The sequence below is a fragment of the Ferviditalea candida genome (assembly GCF_035282765.1).
Taxonomy (GTDB): Bacteria; Bacillota; Bacilli; order Paenibacillales; family KCTC-25726; genus Ferviditalea; species Ferviditalea candida.
Map to the genome: position 1 here is coordinate 29,756 of NZ_JAYJLD010000002.1, position 16,881 is coordinate 46,636.

Below are 16,881 nucleotides of genomic sequence, written 5' to 3' on the forward strand. Positions count from 1 at the left end.
GCGCCATTCTCATCATCCGTTGGTGCCATCGCGAACCCCTATACGTTCTTCAATTCTTCCAGCCGGGCGAGCACTTTGTCCCGCTTGTCCGCATAATCCGCCTGCTTTGCCTTCTCCTCTTCGATAACCTTGGCCGGAGCTTTCGCGATAAAGCCCTCGTTGGACAGCTTCTTTTCCACCCTTTCGACTTCCCCATTCAGTGTCGCCAGCTCTTTTTCCAAACGGGCAATTTCCTGGGAAATGTCAATCAGACCGGCCAGCGGGAAGATTAACTCCACTCCGCGGACGATTGCCGTCATCGCCTTGTCCGGACGGCTCATATTCAGGTTCATCTCCAATTGAGAAGTATTGGCGAACTTCCGGATATACTCGATATTGCGTTCCAGAATAGCCAGCACCTCATCGTTGGACGGCTTGATGAGCATTTCGATCTTCTTGCTCATCGGAACATTTACTTCCGCCCGCACATTTCGGACGACGCGGATCGTTTCCTTCAGCAGCTCCATCTCTTTGACCGCCTCGGCGGCCTCCCAACGGGAATCGGTTTGCGGCCATTGCGCAAGCAAAATCGTTTCGCCTGCATGCGGCAGGTGCTGCCAAATTTCCTCGCTGATAAACGGCATGAACGGATGGATCATCCGCAGCGTTCTGTCCAACACATAGGCCAGCACCGACTGCGTCGTCCGCTTGGCCTCCGGATCGCCGCCGTACAGCCGCAGCTTGGAGAACTCAATATACCAATCGCACAGGTCGTCCCAAATAAAATCGTACAGCACGCGGCCCGTTTCGCCGAATTCGTAACTGTCCAGCAATCTTGTCACATCGCCGGCGGTTTCGTTCAAACGGTGCAAAATCCACCGCTCCGCCGTTCCCAACGGACCGCTCAAGTCGATTTGCGCAGCTGTCAGCCCGTCCAAATTCATGAGCGCAAAACGCGAAGCATTCCAAATCTTGTTGGCAAAATTACGCGCCTGCTCGACCTTCTCCCAGCGAAAACGCAAATCCTGGCCCGGCGTGATGCCCGTCGAGATCATGAAGCGCATGGCATCAGCGCCGTATTTCTCGATGACCTCCAGAGGATCGACGCCATTGCCAAGCGACTTGGACATTTTTCTGCCCTCCGCATCCCGCACCAACCCGTGAATCAGCACATCCTTGAAGGGAATCTGGTCGGTGAATTGCAGCGCGCTGAAGATCATTCGGGCCACCCAGAAATAAATGATATCATAGCCCGTAACCAGCACATCGGTCGGATAATAGCGCTTCAGATCATCCGTTTGTGCCGGCCAACCGAGTGTCGAGAACGGCCAGAGCGCGGAGCTGAACCAGGTATCCAGCACATCCTCATCCTGCCGGATCCGGGCGCTTCCGCAATATCCGCACTGCTCGGGGTTATTCATTTGAACGGTCACCTCGCCGCAGTCGCCGCAATACCATGCCGGTATGCGGTGTCCCCACCAGAGCTGGCGCGAAATACACCAATCGCGCACGTTCTCGATCCAGTGAAGGTAAATTTTTTCAAATCTGTCCGGCACAAAATTGACGCCTTTATCCTGCTCTTGAGCCTCAATCGCGCGATCGGCCAGCGGTTTCATCCTGACAAACCATTGGGTGGACAAATAGGGCTCCACTACCGCGCCGCTTCTTTCGCTGTGTCCGACTTGATGTACGTGATCCTCGATCTTCATGAGCACGCCCAAGCTCTTCAAATCCTCGACGATTTGCTTGCGGCACTCGAAACGGTCCATGCCCTGGTATTTTCCGGCTTGCTCATTCATCTTTCCGGATTCGTCCATGACCAGAACCTGCGGCAAATTGTGCCTGAGCCCGACCTCAAAATCGTTCGGATCATGTGCCGGCGTAATTTTTACGGCGCCGCTGCCGAATTCCTTCTCGACGTATTCATCGGCGATTACCGGTATTTCCCTGCCGATGATCGGCAGCACCAGCATTTTTCCGATCAGGCCGCGGTAGCGGTCGTCCTCCGGATGAACCGCAACGGCCGTATCGCCGAGCATAGTTTCCGGACGGGTTGTCGCAACGGTAATATGACCGCCGCCGTCCTTCAGCGGATAGCGAAGATGGTACAGGTGGCCGTGAACTTCCTTGTATTCCACCTCGATGTCCGAAAGCGCCGTGCGGGCCGCGGGGTCCCAGTTGATAATATATTTGCCCCTGTAAATCAACCCTTTTTCATACAGCTTGACGAATACCTCGCGCACCGCGTTGGACAGGCCTTCATCCAGCGTAAAGCGCTCCCTTGCATAGTCCAGAGACAGCCCCATTTTGGCCCACTGCTCACGAATCGTCTCCGCATAATGCTCTTTCCATTCCCAGACTCTTTCCAGGAATTTTTCCCTTCCCAAATCATATCTGGAAAGTTTTTCTTCACGAAGCTTTTGCTCCACCTTCGTTTGAGTGGCAATCCCCGCATGATCGGTTCCCGGCAGCCAAAGGGCATCAAAACCCTGCATCCGTTTAAAACGGATCAAAATATCTTGCAGCGTAAAGTCAAGAGCATGCCCGATATGCAGCATCCCCGTAACGTTAGGCGGTGGAATGACGATGGCGTAAGGTTTGGCGTCCTTCCGTTTGCCCGCGGCAAAAAACTCCCCTTTCACCCAGAAATCGTACCATTTGGACTCCGCACTCTTAGGGTCATATGTAGTCGGCATGGCGTCGACGGATTTGTTTTCAATCTGATCAGACATGGTGACAACCTCCATTTCAGGCTCGAAAATTATATGATGTGAATCTTGCGCTTTCTGATGTCGTAAAAAAACCTCTATCGAGGCCAATTCAACGATGAGCGACCGCGCGAAGAGGTGGGTTTTTATGCCATTAAGAATTTGCCTTTCCCAAAGTTCGGAACTTGTAAATTCTTAAGTGGTAAAAAAACCTTCCGCCGAAAAGGACGAAAGGTTTGGCTTCCGTGGTATCACCTTTATTCCGCATAAGGTTGCGTTATTCTGCACTCGCAACAGCTAACGGATGCGACCGGCCCGACCTAATGCGAGAGCTTCTGTCAAGCGACTCCGGAGCGGCTTTCAGCAGTTGCTTCCTGCGGAGCCCCTTAAGTCAACGGTCCCGCTTTCTGAAGGGATGGCTGCCTACTGCTCCCTTTCTGCGTTATTGCCTTTTAATCTATATCATATGATACCTGTGTTGACCAGCAGAGTCAATATTTTCACTGTTATCAGCATAACCAAGTTTGTCCGGTTCATAAACTGCTTTAAGAGTGACTTTTTTTGATCGATTTCCAATTCACCAAAAAGGTGGTGTCCTCATGCCCCAGTGGTGGTTGCGGTTCCGCTTCGCTATCCGAAGCATGCTGTTTCCAATAATCTGTATCCAGTTTATTCGGACGCTGATCATTCCGAATCCGTTGGATGTGTTCATCCTCTTCATTCTGTTTATAGCCTATGTCGGCTTTCTATTTAACTGGTATTGATATCTTTAACTTCCTGTGCAGTAAAAAAACCTCTATCGAGGCCAATTCAATGTTGAGCGGCCGCGTGTAGAGGTAGGTTTTTATGCCCTTAAGAATTTGCCTTTCCCGAAGTTCGGAACTTATAGATTCTTAAGTGGTAAAAAAAGCTCCAAGCAGATCTTCGGCATGCGAAGCTTCTGTTCCGGAGCTTTGTCATTGTTTCCAAAGTTAGGCACAGCCACGATGGACGCATGCAGCTCTCTCACTTTGGAATATAAATCACTTGGCCTTCCAGTACTTCCTGATCCCCGAGCTTGTTAAGAAGAATAATCTCTCTCGGGTTGATGCTGTATTTTTCCGCGATCAGCTCAATAGTTTCATTCTTTTGAACGATCCGCATTCTTAATCTGCGGAAGCTTTCTTCTTTTCCCTCATGGAGGAACAGCTTTTTCCATTCCAAGGCGTCATCCAACGGAGCCTCCGTGCCCGGCGGAGAGAATCTTGCCGGCTGTTCATTACCGGCATAGCTCTGTTCCGGCCGGGAGCGTCCGCTCAGTTCCCCCTGATCCTGCCTGGAGCCTCCGCCCAGTTCCGCATCCCGCTTGTTCTTCGATTTCTCCGAAGAGTTGTCTGAAGATTTGTCCGATGAGGGTTTATGTAATAAAGATTTGAGGTCAAGCGCCTTTTCCTGAATTTTCTCGACGAGCTTTTTGCCGCTGAAGGCAATTTTCACTTCCTGCGGATCCTCCGCAGCTTGGGGCTCGGGGGTTGGTTCGGCTTCTTCCGTTCTCGCGTCCGGATTTTCGATGCTGTCATCTCCGGCAAAATGGTTCCCGGGCAGGCTTGGGGGTTCTTCTCCTTCTCCGGCGACTTCCTGAGCTTCCGGGGCGGCTTCCGCTTGAACATCCCGAGTTTCCTGTGCATCCCAGGCTTCCTGCGCAATCCGGGCCTCTTGAGCAGCATTGCGCGCATCCTGTTCCTGCTCGCTCCAATCCTCCTGCGCGGCCCGTGCCTCTTCTGCAAACGACGCTATCCGTTCCCCCGGCCAGGATTGCGAATCTCCGGCGGCATCAACCGCGGCTTGCAATTCCTCGGCGGATTGCCGCACAGAACCGGCCTGTTCCCAGGCAAATTCCGGTTCCTCCAGCTTGCGGTGGACAAAGACGATTTCCTCCTCTTCCTTCCACTCTTCCGGCTCCTCCGCAGCCAAACGAAATCCCCGGAGCGTCAAAACTCCGGTTACGTTCAAGCTTTTGGCGGAAAGCAGATCGACGTCGAAATTTTCAATTTCGGCTTGAATGTGTCCGACAACCTGACTCCGATTCATCGGCAGAGTAATCTCAACGGGAATTTTGTATTCCAAAGATTGATTCCCGTCGGAATCATTCACTCCGATGTAGTGTCCGCTTAACACCAATTCTCCCTTCAGTACGGTATGGTCGCCGACAGACTGAACCTGTATATGAGGAGAAAGCTCAATTTCATCCAGTTCGCGAATCCCGGTCATCTCGTCCGGCAAATGGATACGTTCGTAAATATCAAACCTTAACCCGCTGGATTGTTGTTCCGCCACCACTAATCCTCCCTTCGATAAATCCCAGTTCTCTTTATATTTATATGGGTCAAGAAGGGGGACGATGACTATAATTTGTGATTTTTCAATTGGCGGATGAGCGCCTGCAGATCAGCCGGCAGCGGTGCCTCGACGGCAATCAGCCGACGGCTGAACGGATGCGGGAAGCGGAGCTGCGCTCCGTGCAGCGCTTGTCTGGCCAGGCCTTCGGACGGACCTCCGTAAAGGATGTCCCCCCAAAGAGGATGACCGATATGGCTCAGATGCACTCTGACTTGATGCGTCCTTCCCGTTTCCAACTGCAGCTCGAGAAGGGCCGCTTCTCCATATTGTTCGATCACCCTGTACAAAGTAACCGCGGGTTTCCCGCCGGCGGAGACCCGGTATCTGCGCCCGTGATGCCGATCCCGCCCGATCGGAAAATCCAGCTTTCCGCTGTCCGGCTTCATACGGCCGGAAGCCACCGCCATATAGATCCGCTCGATTTTTTTATCCCTCATCGCTTCGTCCAATACATATTGGGCAAATTCATTTTTTGCATACAGCACGGGGCCGCTCGTATACTCATCGAGACGGTGGATGTGCCTCACGGCCGCTTGCTGCCCGGTTGCCTCGAAATAACCCGCAACGTAGTTGGCCAGCGTCCCCCCTTCCCCTTTGTCGGCAGGGTGAACTTTGATTCCGGAGGGTTTGTTGACTGCCAGACAAAAATCATCCTCATACAAAACGTCCAAATCCATCCATTCCGGCGGGAAAGAGGTTTCGCGAACGGGAAACAGCCGCAGACGCAACCGGTCTCCGGCCTTTTGTATGCCCCCGTCTTCCTTCCATGACCGGTACAATGCCGGCGGAATCCGCAGCTCCTTCAGCAAAAAATGCTCCATCCGTTCCGGCGTGTCCAATAATCGGTTTCCAGACAGAATCTCATACCATTGCCCTTTCCTCACTCCGCCTCCGTCGGTCATCCTCTCACCTCACTGCCGGCTGCTCGGGAGCATTCCGCTTGAGCAAGCGGTCCACTGCGGCAATCGCGGCATCCTTGCCTTGGCGGATGCAGTCGGGAAGTCCGACGCCTTCATATCCCGAACCGGTCAGCACAATGCCCGGCGCTTCACATTCCAGCGCTTCCCTGACACGGCCGAGCCGTTCGAGATGGCCTACCGGATACTGCGGCATGGACTGTTTCCACCGGGTCACCTCGGCGAACAGCGGCTCCGCTTCGATATTCATAATCTCCCTGATCTCCGCGCGAACTTTGCTCAGCAGCTGTTCGTCATCCATATCCTCGGACAGTTCGTCGCCCGAACGCCCGATATAGCATCTCAGCACGGCTTTGCCTTCAGGCGCGGTATGCAACCATTTGGCCGATGTCCAAGTACACGCCGTCAGCAGGCGTCCCTCGCTCCTCGGAATGACAAATCCCGAGCCGTCCAGCGGATAATGAATTTGCTCTTTCTCAAAGGCCAGGATGACATTCGCAACCGACACATATGGAATTTCCCGCAGCGCTTCGGCAGCGGAAAAGGATCGGAGCACATCCGCAGCGGCAAAAGCGGGCAGCGCAACAATCACCGCATCCACTTCCAGCTCACGTCCATCGGAAAGAACGGCGGCATATTTCTCTTTACCCTCCGACTTGCGTATAGATACTATGCGCGTGTCCGTCAAAATTTGATGGGGCGCCATGGATTCGACCAACGCCTCAACAAGGGTTTGCAATCCGTTCCGGAATGTCAGGAACATGGAATTGCTGATTTCCGGCCGAAGCTTCGGGGACTGCCCGTCGGGATTCGACCTCCCCCTGGATTTGAGCATTCCCAGCATAATGCTGCGGTATCGGCGCTCCAGCTCCTGAAACTGGGGAAACGTGGACCGCAGGCTCAGCGAATGCGTATCACCGGCATAGATCCCGGCCAAAAGCGGCTCCGCAATGTGTTCCAGCACCTCTTTGCCCAGCCGCCTTTGCAGAAAATCGCCCAGCGATTCGTCTCCCTGCTCCCGCCGTTTCGGCAGAAACAGGTCCATAGCCGCCCGCGCTTTGCCCTTTAAGGAGACCAGGCCGGTTTTGATGAACGGCATAAGTTGGGTAGGAATGCCCAATACAAGCCCTGCCGGCATCGAATGCAGCTTCCCCCGGTGCAGAATGAACGTTTTCCGCGCGGCGGGATTGGTTCCCGCCAATTCTCCTTCCAATCCCAGTTCCCTTGCCAGTTCAAGGATCGGAAGCTTTCTGGCCAGGAACGAATCCGGTCCGCGTTCAATGACAAAACCATCCCGGCGGATGGTTTGAATTTTGCCGCCGGGTTTATTGGCTTCCTCGACAATCGTGATTTCGGCGGGAATTCCATGTTTGCCGAGCAATTGTTTCGCATAGAAAGCCGAGCTCAATCCGCTGATCCCGCCGCCGGCGATCAGAACTTTTCTAACCTTCAAGCAAAATCACTCCTCTGAGAAGATCGACCGAAACCTGCTTATTGAGCGTGTTCAAAAATTGGGTCGCTGCGCAAAAGGGGTGTATCTCCGGTCGCTGTTGAAATCGTTAAAACAGAATTCAATTTAGCGGGTTTTTTACGATTTCAAAGGGGTAAAAGTTTTCGCAGAAAACTGCTTCGGGAGCATAAACCCTTCCGCTCCTCCGACACACCCCTTTTTCTTCGCTGGTCTTTTTGAACACGCTCTTAAGTCAGACCGCTACTGAAGCAGTGAAGCCACGGTTTCAGCCAGCGCTTTCATGAATCGGGGATCCGTATTCAGCGATTCCGTCCGTTCCAGCTGGATTCCCAGCTCATTCGCCAATGCGCGGCATTCAATATCGATATCGTACAAAATCTCCAGATGATCCGACACAAATCCGACCGGACAAATGAGCACATTGCGGACTCCGTCCCCATGAAGCGTCCGCAGCACCTCCAGCACATCCGGTCCCAGCCATTTGGCGTCCGTTTGTCCCGCGCTCTGCCAAGCAAACTGCCAATTGGACAATCCCGTTTGCTTGGACACGGCCTCCGCGGTTTCCGTCAGCTGGGCAGGATACGGATCGCGCATTTCGAGAATTTTTTCCGGCAGGCTGTGTGCCGTAAACAGCACCTTGACGCTGTCCCGATCTGTCCGGGAAAACTTATCCAGCGCTTCACTCACCCTTTCACTGAGCGCATCGATCAAATCCGGATGGAGATGGTAATTTTTCGCAAAATGCATGCGCAAGCCGCCTTGTTCCGCCTTCTCCTGCGCGCGCTTGATATAGCCGCCCACGCTCATGGCGGAATAATGGGGCGCAAGGACCAAGCCCGCCGCTTCGACGATCCCGTCCTCGATCATCTGCTGAACACCGTCTTCGATAAAAGGCCTAGCATGCTTCAAGCCCTGATAGCATGTCCAGACCGTATCCGGATACATCCGGTTCAATGTTTGCTCGAGCGCCGCAACCTGACGATCGGTATTTTCCCGCAGCGGAAAAAATCCTCCGACAATCGCCTCATACCTTTTTTTCAGATTCTCCAACTGCTCCGGTGAAGGAGGGTGACCTCGGCGGATATGCGTGTAATACGCTTCAATCCGATCCATGCTTTCCGGTGTTCCGTAAGACATGACCAAGACGCCCGCTCTATTGTTCATGCTCAGCCCTCCTCCGCGTAATCGCGGAATTGGAATACTCATGGACGAATTCAGTCAGCTCGATCAGTTTGTCCATCGGAGCCTCGGGAAACAATCCGTGCCCGAGGTTGAAAATATATCCGGGCTTCTCCAGGCCTTGATCGATGATGTCCTGCGCATATTGTTTGATCATTTCCATCGGCGCCATCAGGACATACGGGTCCAGGTTGCCTTGAACGGCGAACCGTTCACCGATGCGCCTGCGTCCCTCAGGAATGGACACTCTCCAATCCAGTCCGATCACGTCCGCCTGAATGGCGGTCAATTCCGGCAGCAACTCGCCGGAGCTGACGCCGGGAAAATAAATCTTCGGTTGGGGCAAATCGGACAGTTCCCGGAAAATCCGCGTAATCACCGGCAGCACGAATTTGTGGAAATCGGCGGGAGACAAGGCGCCGACCCAGCTGTCAAACAGCTGCACCGCTTTGGCTCCCGCTGCAATATGGGCTTTCAAATAGGCGATGACCATGTCTCCCAATTTGTCCATCAGCTGATGCCAGATTTGCGGAGCCCGATACATCATTTCCTTTGTTCGGATGTAGTTTTTCGAGGGTCTGCCTTCAATCAGATAGCTGGCAATCGTAAAGGGCGCGCCGGCAAACGTAATGAGCGGAACCTGCAGCTCCCTGTCCAATATCCGAATGGTCTCGATCACATGGGACAGATCCCCTTCCACATCGATCGGCCGCAGCCGCGAAACGTCTTCCGCCGTACGGATCGGATTGTCAATGACAGGTCCCACATTCTTTACGATGTCAAAATCTACGCCTAATGACTCAACCGGATTCATGATGTCGGAATACAGAATCGCCGCATCCACGCCCAGCTTGCGCACCGGCATCAGGGTGACCTCGGCGGCCAGCTCGGGCCTGCGGGAAATTTCCAGCAGCGAATATTTCTCCTTGATTTTCCGGTAATCCGGATCATATCGGCCCGCCTGCCGCATGTACCAGACAGGCACGGCATCCGTCTCCTGTTTGAAGCAGGCGCGGATAAAAGCATCGTTAAAGCTCATCGCAGTTCCCCATTTCCGCCGTTTGTCATCAATAGATGGAGCGCCTCTCTATGCGCATTGATCGTCGCTTCGATATCCTCATCGGTGTGAGCCGTGGATACAAACATGCCTTCGAATTGGGAAGGAGCGATTGCAACCCCTCTGTCAAGCATGGCGGCAAAATATCGATTAAACCTCTGCAGATCCGAGGTCTTGGCGGATTCATAGTCCGTTACCCGGGTTTCCGTGAAAAACGGGCAAATCATCGAGCCGACTCGATTGATCGTGGATGGTATGCCGGTTTCCCGCGCATTCGCAGTAAAGCCTTCTTCCAATCGCGCGGCTTTGCGTTCCAGCTCCTCATACACCCCCGGCTCCCCTAGCAGCTTTAGGGTGGTGTATCCGGCGGCCATCGCCAGCGGGTTGCCCGACAGCGTTCCCGCTTGGTAGATCGGTCCGGTTGGAGCGATCCTTTCCATGATATCCCTTCTGCCTCCGTATGCCCCGACGGGCAAGCCTCCTCCAATCACTTTGCCGAGGCAGGTCAAATCCGGCGTAATGCCGTATAATCCTTGTGCGCTGTGAATATGTACGCGGAAGCCGGTCATCACCTCGTCAAAAATCAGCAGGCTTCCATACTTGTGGGTGATGTCACGAAGCCCCCGCAAAAACCCCGGAACCGGCGGTACGACTCCCATATTGCCGGCTACCGGCTCAACGATTACCGCGGCAATCTCATCACCGAATTTGGCGAATGCCAATTCTACGGAATCAAGGTCATTGTAGGGAACCGTAATCGTATTGACGGCAACGCTGAACGGGACGCCGGGACTGTCCGGGAGACCGAGCGTGGCGACGCCCGACCCGGCCTTGATGAGCAGGGAATCGGCGTGCCCATGGTAGCTTCCCTCAAACTTCAGGATTTTGTCCCTGCCCGTGTACCCCCTTGCCAGCCGCAGCGCGCTCATTGTCGCTTCCGTTCCCGAATTGACCATGCGGACCAGATCGATGGAGTGAACGCGTTCGCACACCAATTCGGCCATACGCGTTTCCAATTCCGTCGGCGCACCGAAGCTGGTGCCTTTTTCCGCCGTCGAGCGGATCGCTTCCAGCACTTCGGGATGGGCATGACCCAAGATCAGCGGGCCCCATGAACCGATATAATCAATGAAGGAGTTGCCGTCGATGTCATAAATCCGCGAGCCTTTCCCCCGCTCGACGAAAACCGGAGTCAGTCCCACCGACTTGAAGGCGCGAACCGGGCTGTTGACACCTCCGGGAATGAACCTCTTCGCTTGCTCAAACGCTTCTTTCGATTTGCTGTCCAATCTGCCAAATCCAGCTTCCATGTTCCCACACCCCAATATCAGCAAAATTTAGGCGAGCCCTTATTCCTTCAGCCAGCGCGCCGCGTCCTTAGCGAAATACGTCAGAATAATGTCGGCGCCGGCACGCTTCATTCCTATCAGCATCTCCATCACAATTCCGCGCTCATCGATCCACCCGTTTTGCGCAGCCGCTTTGACCATGGAGTATTCCGCACTTACGTTGTAAGCAACGAGCGGCAGGTCGAAGTTTTCCTTAAGCGCGCGTATGACGTCCAAATAAGCGAGCGCCGGCTTCACCATCAGAAAATCCGCGCCTTCCCGCACATCCGATTCCGCCTCGCGAAGCGCCTCCCTTAGATTGGCGGGATCCATCTGGTACGTTTTTCGGTCTCCGAACTGCGGGGCGGATTGCGCCGCATCGCGAAACGGACCGTAGAAAGCGGACGCATATTTCACCGAATAAGCCATGATCGGCACATGCTCGAACCCTTGCGCATCGAGAGCCGTGCGGATGGCCTGCACGTATCCGTCCATCATGTTGGAGGGCGCGATAATATCCGCACCGGCTTTGGCTTGGGAAACCGCAGTTCTGGCCAGCAGCTCGAGCGAAGGATCATTGTCGATTTCCGCACGGCCTCCGATGTGATGCACGACTCCGCAATGCCCGTGGCTTGTATATTCGCAAAGACACGTGTCGGCGATGACCAGCAGATCGGGATAGAGCTGCTTGATCCTTCGGGTTGCCTGTTGGATAATCCCTTCTTCCTCATACGCACCCGTTCCCGTCTCATCCTTATGCTCCGGCAGTCCGAACAGCAGCACAGCCTGAATGCCCAATTCCGCCACTTCCCGGAGTTCTTCGTCCAACCGATCTAATGAATATTGATAAACTCCAGGCATGGATGGAATCTCCCGCTTGATGCCGCTGCCGTAAATGACAAACATCGGATGGACCAAATCATGGACATGCAGCTGCGTCTCCCTGATCAGATTCCTTATTGCCGAAGAACCCCGCAGTCTGCGGTGTCTTATTATCGGAAAACTCATTTTCGCTTCCCCCTTGTATTCAACTTATTCATCATCTGCAATCGCGTCGACCAATGAGGCAACAGTCGCTTCCTTAGCCAGACGAGTGACGGTCAGTCCCAATTCCTCGGCCGTTTCCAGCGTCTTAGGACCGATGCAGGCAATCTCCACGCCCCGCAAAAGCTCAGCCGGATTTTCCCCTTTGTCGTTCAGCAGGCTCCAAAAATTACGCACCGTTGACGAACTGGTGAAGGTGGCAATATGGATCATCCGGTTCCGCAGAAGCTCGATCAGCTCATCGGCGTTTTCATCCGCCGCCACCGTCTCATAGGCGACGACCTCGATGACCTCCAATCCGAGAGCGCGCATTGCGCGGGGCAAATAGTCCCTCGCGATATCGGCTTTAGGCAGCAGCACTTTCTGTCCTGCCGACAAACCCGGAAGCATGGCATCGAGCAAATCCTCGGCTTGAAATTTTTCCGGAACGATCTCCGCAGCCAGACCGCGGCCATTCAGCGCTTGCGCGGTTTTCCGTCCGACAGCGGCGAGCTTCGCCTTTCGCATCGACCGGATATCAATGCCGAGTTCAGTCAGCCTCGCAAAGAAAAAATCGACCCCATTCGCGCTGGTAAAAATGACCCAATCAAACGTTTCAAGAGAGGCAAGCGCCTGATCCAATTTTCGGACGGTCTCCGGGTTTGTCGGAAAACGGGTTTGGATCATCGGGAATACGACGGGCTCCCCACCCCGCTCCTCAATCAGCCTCGACAGTTCATCCGCTTGGTTTCTCGGGCGTGTCACCAGCACACGCTTGCCGTCCAGCACTTTCCCTGATGTTCGTTTCCCCGTCCCGTCTGGTTTTCCGGAGATCCCGCCGCTTCCGGCCAACTTCCCTGTTTCTTTCATCGTTCATCCCCTTGCTTGTTCGAGAATGCGATCTGCGCCCCTGCCGATCAATTTCTCCGCAAGTCTGACTCCAAGCTCATCCGGTTCAGGGCCGGTCAGCGATTCTTTGATAATGCTGTCTCCATCCGGAGAACCGACCATGCCGGTCAACCGCACAGCAGCATGTTCCCCATCCGCCGAAGCACCGGATATTTCGCCGTAAGCTCCGATCGGCACCTGACATCCCCCGTTCAAACGGTTCAGAAAACCGCGCTCCGCCTTCACGACGCGTTCGGTTTCGGGATGGTTCAGCAGGGCGAGCAGAGCGAGCATATCCCGATCATCCGCCCTGCATTCAATGGCAAGCGCCCCTTGCCCGACGGCAGGCAGACAAATTTCCGGGGAGAGATATTCCGTAATTCTGTCCTCCCAGCCGATTCGGTGCAAACCCGCGGCCGCCAGGATGATCGCATCAAATTGCCCCTCTTCCAATTTTCGCAGGCGGGTATCGATATTGCCGCGAATCGACTCCGGCCTGAGATCGGGCCGGAAGGCTTTCAATTGGGAAGCTCTGCGCAAGCTGCTGGTCCCGACGATCGCTCCCTCAGGCAGCTCGCGAATTGACCCGGCCTTGGCCGAAATCATGCAGTCCCGCGGATCCACCCGTTTCGGAATCGCCCCGATCACAAGTCCCTCAGGCAGCTCGGCCGGCATGTCCTTCATGCTGTGCACCGCCATATCAATATTCCCCTCCAGCAGCGCCTGTTCGATCTCCTTGACAAACAGCCCTTTGCCGCCTACTTTGGACAGCGTGACATCGAGAATCCGGTCTCCTCGGGTGACAATTTTTTGCAGCTGAAAATCAAACGGAATCCCATGTTCCGTGCATATGTATTTCAATTGATCCACTACTTGACTGGTCTGAGTCAAGGCCAATGCGCTTTGCCTCGTACCCACTATGATTGTCCGCATTTGATGTATCCTCCTATTTAAACCGTTCACTTTCACATCCATATCCACTGATGAAATCTTGAAAGAAAATTTGAAATCACAAAGTTGGCGAACACAAATGCAAAAGCCGCCAAATTCCATAAAGCCAGAGTGGCTCCCGGCTTTTTGAAAGACAGCCTTTGCGTGAGATAGAATAAATAAACGGCAATGACCAACAGGGAGTTCAGCACTTTGGGATCGAGCATCAGCTGCAGATGACCCGTAATATGAAGCCAAACCAAGCCCAAGGTCAGCGAAAGAATCAAGAAAGGCGTGCCCACCAGCACGAAAACATAAGAACTTTTATCTATTTTATCCAAACTGGGCAGCCTTTTTAACGTTTGGCTCCACCGCTTTTTTTTCAGCATATGGTTCAGAAACAAATACATCCCGGAAAGCACCGCGGAAACCAGGAAGGCCGCATAGCTGCAAATCGCCAGAGAAACGTGGATGAACAGCAGCTCATCCTCGATATGCCATTGCTCAAGAAGCGGAGAGACGTTCTCGTCCGTAAAAAAATTCAGAGCCAGCACGGCGATCCCAACGATATTTACAAAAAAAACCAGCACATCCATGCGAAAAACGATATTCAGGACCAACGAGACTGTGACGATCAGCCACGCGAAAAAAAACAGCGAGTCGAACATGGAGAACACAGCAGGCTGCCGCAAATCCTCCACTCTGAATATAAAAAACAGGGTTTGCAAAACCCATACAAACGCAAGCAACCCTGTGCCGAATTGTTTAGCCCTCCGGTTTGGTTCCGCAAAATCGGAGAAGTAAAACAATAGGCTCAGGGCATAAATATAAATTATGGCGTCATACATCCAGCTTTTCATTATCATGACACCCTCCCGAACCGATGATCCGACAGCAAGGGCCCTTAGCCGCAACAAACCTTGCATTCATCAGGCAAGCACGGGATTGACAGGTGATATGCGATCATCATCCGATTCGGACGGTTTGGATTCAAGCAGGAAATCCTTGGGGAGCCGAGCCTGTTCTTTCAGCATGTCTTCCAAGGCAAAAAGCTCTCGGATCAAATCAAGCTCCTCAACGCCCCGTCTTCCGGCAGACAATTCCTTGATGCGCATTATGGGATCATGCAGCATCTGGGTCAGCATGCTCTTGCTTAGCTTGCGAATCACTTTGATTTCACGTTCGGTCAAATCCGGCAGCTTCTGAAGCATATTGCTCATCGTTTCCTGATGTATCCGATTCGCCTTTTCCTGCAGTGCCCCGATAACCGGGCCGACACCGAGCAATCGATACCACTGATGGAACATCTCCAACTCGTGCTCTATCAGTTTGTCCACTTTCATGGCTTCCCTCTTGCGCTGCTCGAGATTGCTCTCGACAATGCCTTCCAAATCATCAATATCATACAAATAGACATTCGGCATATCCATCAGCCGCGGATCCAAATCCCGCGGAACGGCAATGTCGATCATAAACAACGGTTTCGATTTTCTTTTTTTCATGACGGGTTCCATTTGTTCAAGGGTCAACACATACCCATCCGCTCCGGTGGAACTGATGACGATATCAATATCTTGCTCAACGAGCATTTCCTCCAGCTGGCCCATCGAACAAAAGGTTCCGGCAAACTGGCCGGCCAATTCCTTAGCCTTCTGCAGCGTCCGATTCGCAACCACAATCTTTCCGACTCCGTTGGCATGCAAATGTTTGAGCGTCAGCTCACTCATTTTGCCCGCTCCGATGATCATGACGTTCTTGTTCTTAAAATTTCCGTATATTTTTTTACCCAGTTCGACAGCGGCATAGCTGACGGATACGGGATTTTCTCCAATCGACGTTTCCGAATGGGCTTTTTTGGCCATCGTAATGGCCTGCTTGAACAGCATGTTGAATAATGTGCCGGTTGCGTTATGCTTCTGAGCCAGTAAGAATGCGTTGCGCACCTGCCCGAGAATCTGCGTTTCACCGATAACCATCGAATCCAGACCGGCCGTTACGCTAAACAAATGGCGAATTGCTTCATTATCCTCGTAAATGGTCAAATAATCGGCAAATTCCCCGATTTCAATTTGAAACCAATTTGCAAGAAAAGAACGGATATAATGTCCGCATACCTGCTGCTGGTCGACGACGGCGTAAATCTCGGTACGGTTGCATGTAGACAGGATGACACACTCCAGAATGCTCTTGGTGCGCTTTAATTGCTGCAAAGCCACGGGAAGAGATTCATCGGAAAATGTGAACTTCTCCCTGATATCCACAGGAGCTTTACGATAATTCAATCCGACTGCCACGATATGCATACGACTCACCGCCTTTTCTCCATACCTTTTACCAGATCATTATAACATATTGTGACAAGGAGTCACGAACGAAAGTTTGAAAAAATTATGACTCACTCGAGCAGTTTTCCATGCAAAAGCCGGTAAATATTCTGATCTATACTTTTTAGTTTGTCATTTTGCGAAGAAAATACACTTCCTCCGGATGAAAGAAGTTTTCCATAAACTGCATACATCTCGCTGAATTGCTCGCCCGCCTGGCGCAGCGTATCTGCTTCATCCTTGCTGAGCGCGCGGTCCCCCCCGATCTGCAGCCGAATGATGTACTGCAGCATCTGCGGAATGGAATTCAGCGTCGTCAAATGGTTTTCACCGAATGCCTGCACAAGCCGTTCATGCGCATAATTGGCAGAATAAACCGCCTGCTTCAAGTCATTCAGCTGGTCCGTATTCTGCAGCCTTGCGGCATCGTTAAGCAAGCTGTTCAGAATCTCCATTTGAAACAGACAGACCTGGTACAAAAGGCGCTTGGCGTCGCCGGATTGGCTTTCGGCCCCGAAAAGGTCATAGATTTGGTAAACAAACAGTCCTGCGAACATGAGCAAGACCAGCACCGCTGTCCCTTTGAATGTCAACCGCATGTTTTCCCCACCCTTAAAACAATCTTGTCTTCTTATTTTATGGGTCGGCAAAAAAACAAATAACCACGATTTACATCATGGTTACTAATCAGTTCCTAT

At 52.9% G+C, this 16,881-nt stretch carries 14 protein-coding genes; 1 reads left to right on the forward strand and 13 read right to left on the reverse strand.

What is annotated here, in order from left to right; genetic code table 11:
• Positions 1 to 38 precede the first annotated feature (38 nt).
• Positions 39 to 2,711, reverse strand: a complete 2,673-nt coding sequence (locus VF724_RS01795; RefSeq protein WP_371752502.1) for a valine--tRNA ligase — start codon at positions 2,709 to 2,711, stop codon at positions 39 to 41.
• 575 nt (positions 2,712 to 3,286) lie between these two features.
• On the opposite strand from VF724_RS01795, the gene VF724_RS21605 reads away from it, so the two are divergent.
• Complete coding sequence (locus tag VF724_RS21605) at positions 3,287 to 3,451, forward strand: YszA family small membrane protein (protein WP_503473099.1); 165 nt, start codon at positions 3,287 to 3,289, stop codon at positions 3,449 to 3,451.
• Between the two features lie 241 nt (positions 3,452 to 3,692).
• Here VF724_RS21605 and VF724_RS01800 read toward each other — a convergent pair whose 3' ends face one another.
• From VF724_RS01800 to VF724_RS01855, 12 genes are all read right to left on the reverse strand, one after another.
• Complete coding sequence (locus VF724_RS01800; protein WP_371752503.1) at positions 3,693 to 5,003, reverse strand: LysM peptidoglycan-binding domain-containing protein; 1,311 nt, start codon at positions 5,001 to 5,003, stop codon at positions 3,693 to 3,695.
• A gap of 68 nt (positions 5,004 to 5,071) precedes the next feature.
• The gene (locus VF724_RS01805; RefSeq protein ID WP_371752504.1) at positions 5,072 to 5,968 is read right to left on the reverse strand and encodes an RluA family pseudouridine synthase; all 897 of its coding nucleotides are present in this window, start codon (positions 5,966 to 5,968) and stop codon (positions 5,072 to 5,074) included.
• 4 nt (positions 5,969 to 5,972) lie between these two features.
• Complete coding sequence (hemY, locus tag VF724_RS01810) at positions 5,973 to 7,436, reverse strand: protoporphyrinogen oxidase (RefSeq protein WP_371752505.1); 1,464 nt, start codon at positions 7,434 to 7,436, stop codon at positions 5,973 to 5,975.
• A gap of 258 nt (positions 7,437 to 7,694) precedes the next feature.
• A complete protein-coding gene (gene hemH / locus VF724_RS01815) occupies positions 7,695 to 8,618 on the reverse strand; it encodes a ferrochelatase (protein ID WP_371752506.1) in 924 nt (307 codons plus the stop codon).
• Positions 8,608 to 9,672 carry a uroporphyrinogen decarboxylase gene (gene hemE / locus VF724_RS01820; RefSeq protein WP_371752507.1) on the reverse strand — a complete coding sequence of 355 codons (1,065 nt, stop codon included), beginning with the start codon at positions 9,670 to 9,672 and terminating at the stop codon, positions 8,608 to 8,610. Before hemE ends, hemH begins: the two co-directional genes overlap by 11 nt.
• Positions 9,669 to 11,000, reverse strand: a complete 1,332-nt coding sequence (gene hemL, locus VF724_RS01825) for a glutamate-1-semialdehyde 2,1-aminomutase (RefSeq protein ID WP_371752508.1) — start codon at positions 10,998 to 11,000, stop codon at positions 9,669 to 9,671. The genes hemE and hemL overlap by 4 nt, the downstream gene beginning before the upstream one ends.
• Before the next feature lie 39 nt (positions 11,001 to 11,039).
• On the reverse strand, positions 11,040 to 12,026 hold the full coding sequence (gene hemB / locus VF724_RS01830) for a porphobilinogen synthase (RefSeq protein WP_371752509.1): 987 nt from the start codon (positions 12,024 to 12,026) through the stop codon (positions 11,040 to 11,042).
• 24 nt (positions 12,027 to 12,050) lie between these two features.
• Positions 12,051 to 12,911 (reverse strand): uroporphyrinogen-III synthase, encoded by an 861-nt coding sequence (locus tag VF724_RS01835; RefSeq protein ID WP_371752510.1) that lies wholly within the window; start codon positions 12,909 to 12,911, stop codon positions 12,051 to 12,053.
• 3 nt (positions 12,912 to 12,914) lie between these two features.
• Positions 12,915 to 13,862, reverse strand: coding sequence for a hydroxymethylbilane synthase (hemC, locus tag VF724_RS01840; RefSeq protein ID WP_371752511.1), 948 nt, complete (start codon positions 13,860 to 13,862; stop codon positions 12,915 to 12,917).
• Positions 13,863 to 13,894: 32 nt separating this feature from the next.
• Entirely contained in the window at positions 13,895 to 14,719 is an 825-nt protein-coding gene (gene ccsA, locus VF724_RS01845; protein ID WP_371752512.1) for a cytochrome c biogenesis protein CcsA, read from the reverse strand.
• 69 nt (positions 14,720 to 14,788) lie between these two features.
• Entirely contained in the window at positions 14,789 to 16,162 is a 1,374-nt protein-coding gene (gene hemA / locus VF724_RS01850; RefSeq protein WP_371752664.1) for a glutamyl-tRNA reductase, read from the reverse strand.
• A 92-nt stretch (positions 16,163 to 16,254) separates the two neighbouring features.
• Positions 16,255 to 16,782: a Clp protease/crotonase-like domain-containing protein gene (locus VF724_RS01855; RefSeq protein WP_371752513.1), complete on the reverse strand. Its 528-nt coding sequence runs from the start codon at positions 16,780 to 16,782 to the stop codon at positions 16,255 to 16,257.
• Between the last annotated feature and the right edge of the window lie 99 nt (positions 16,783 to 16,881).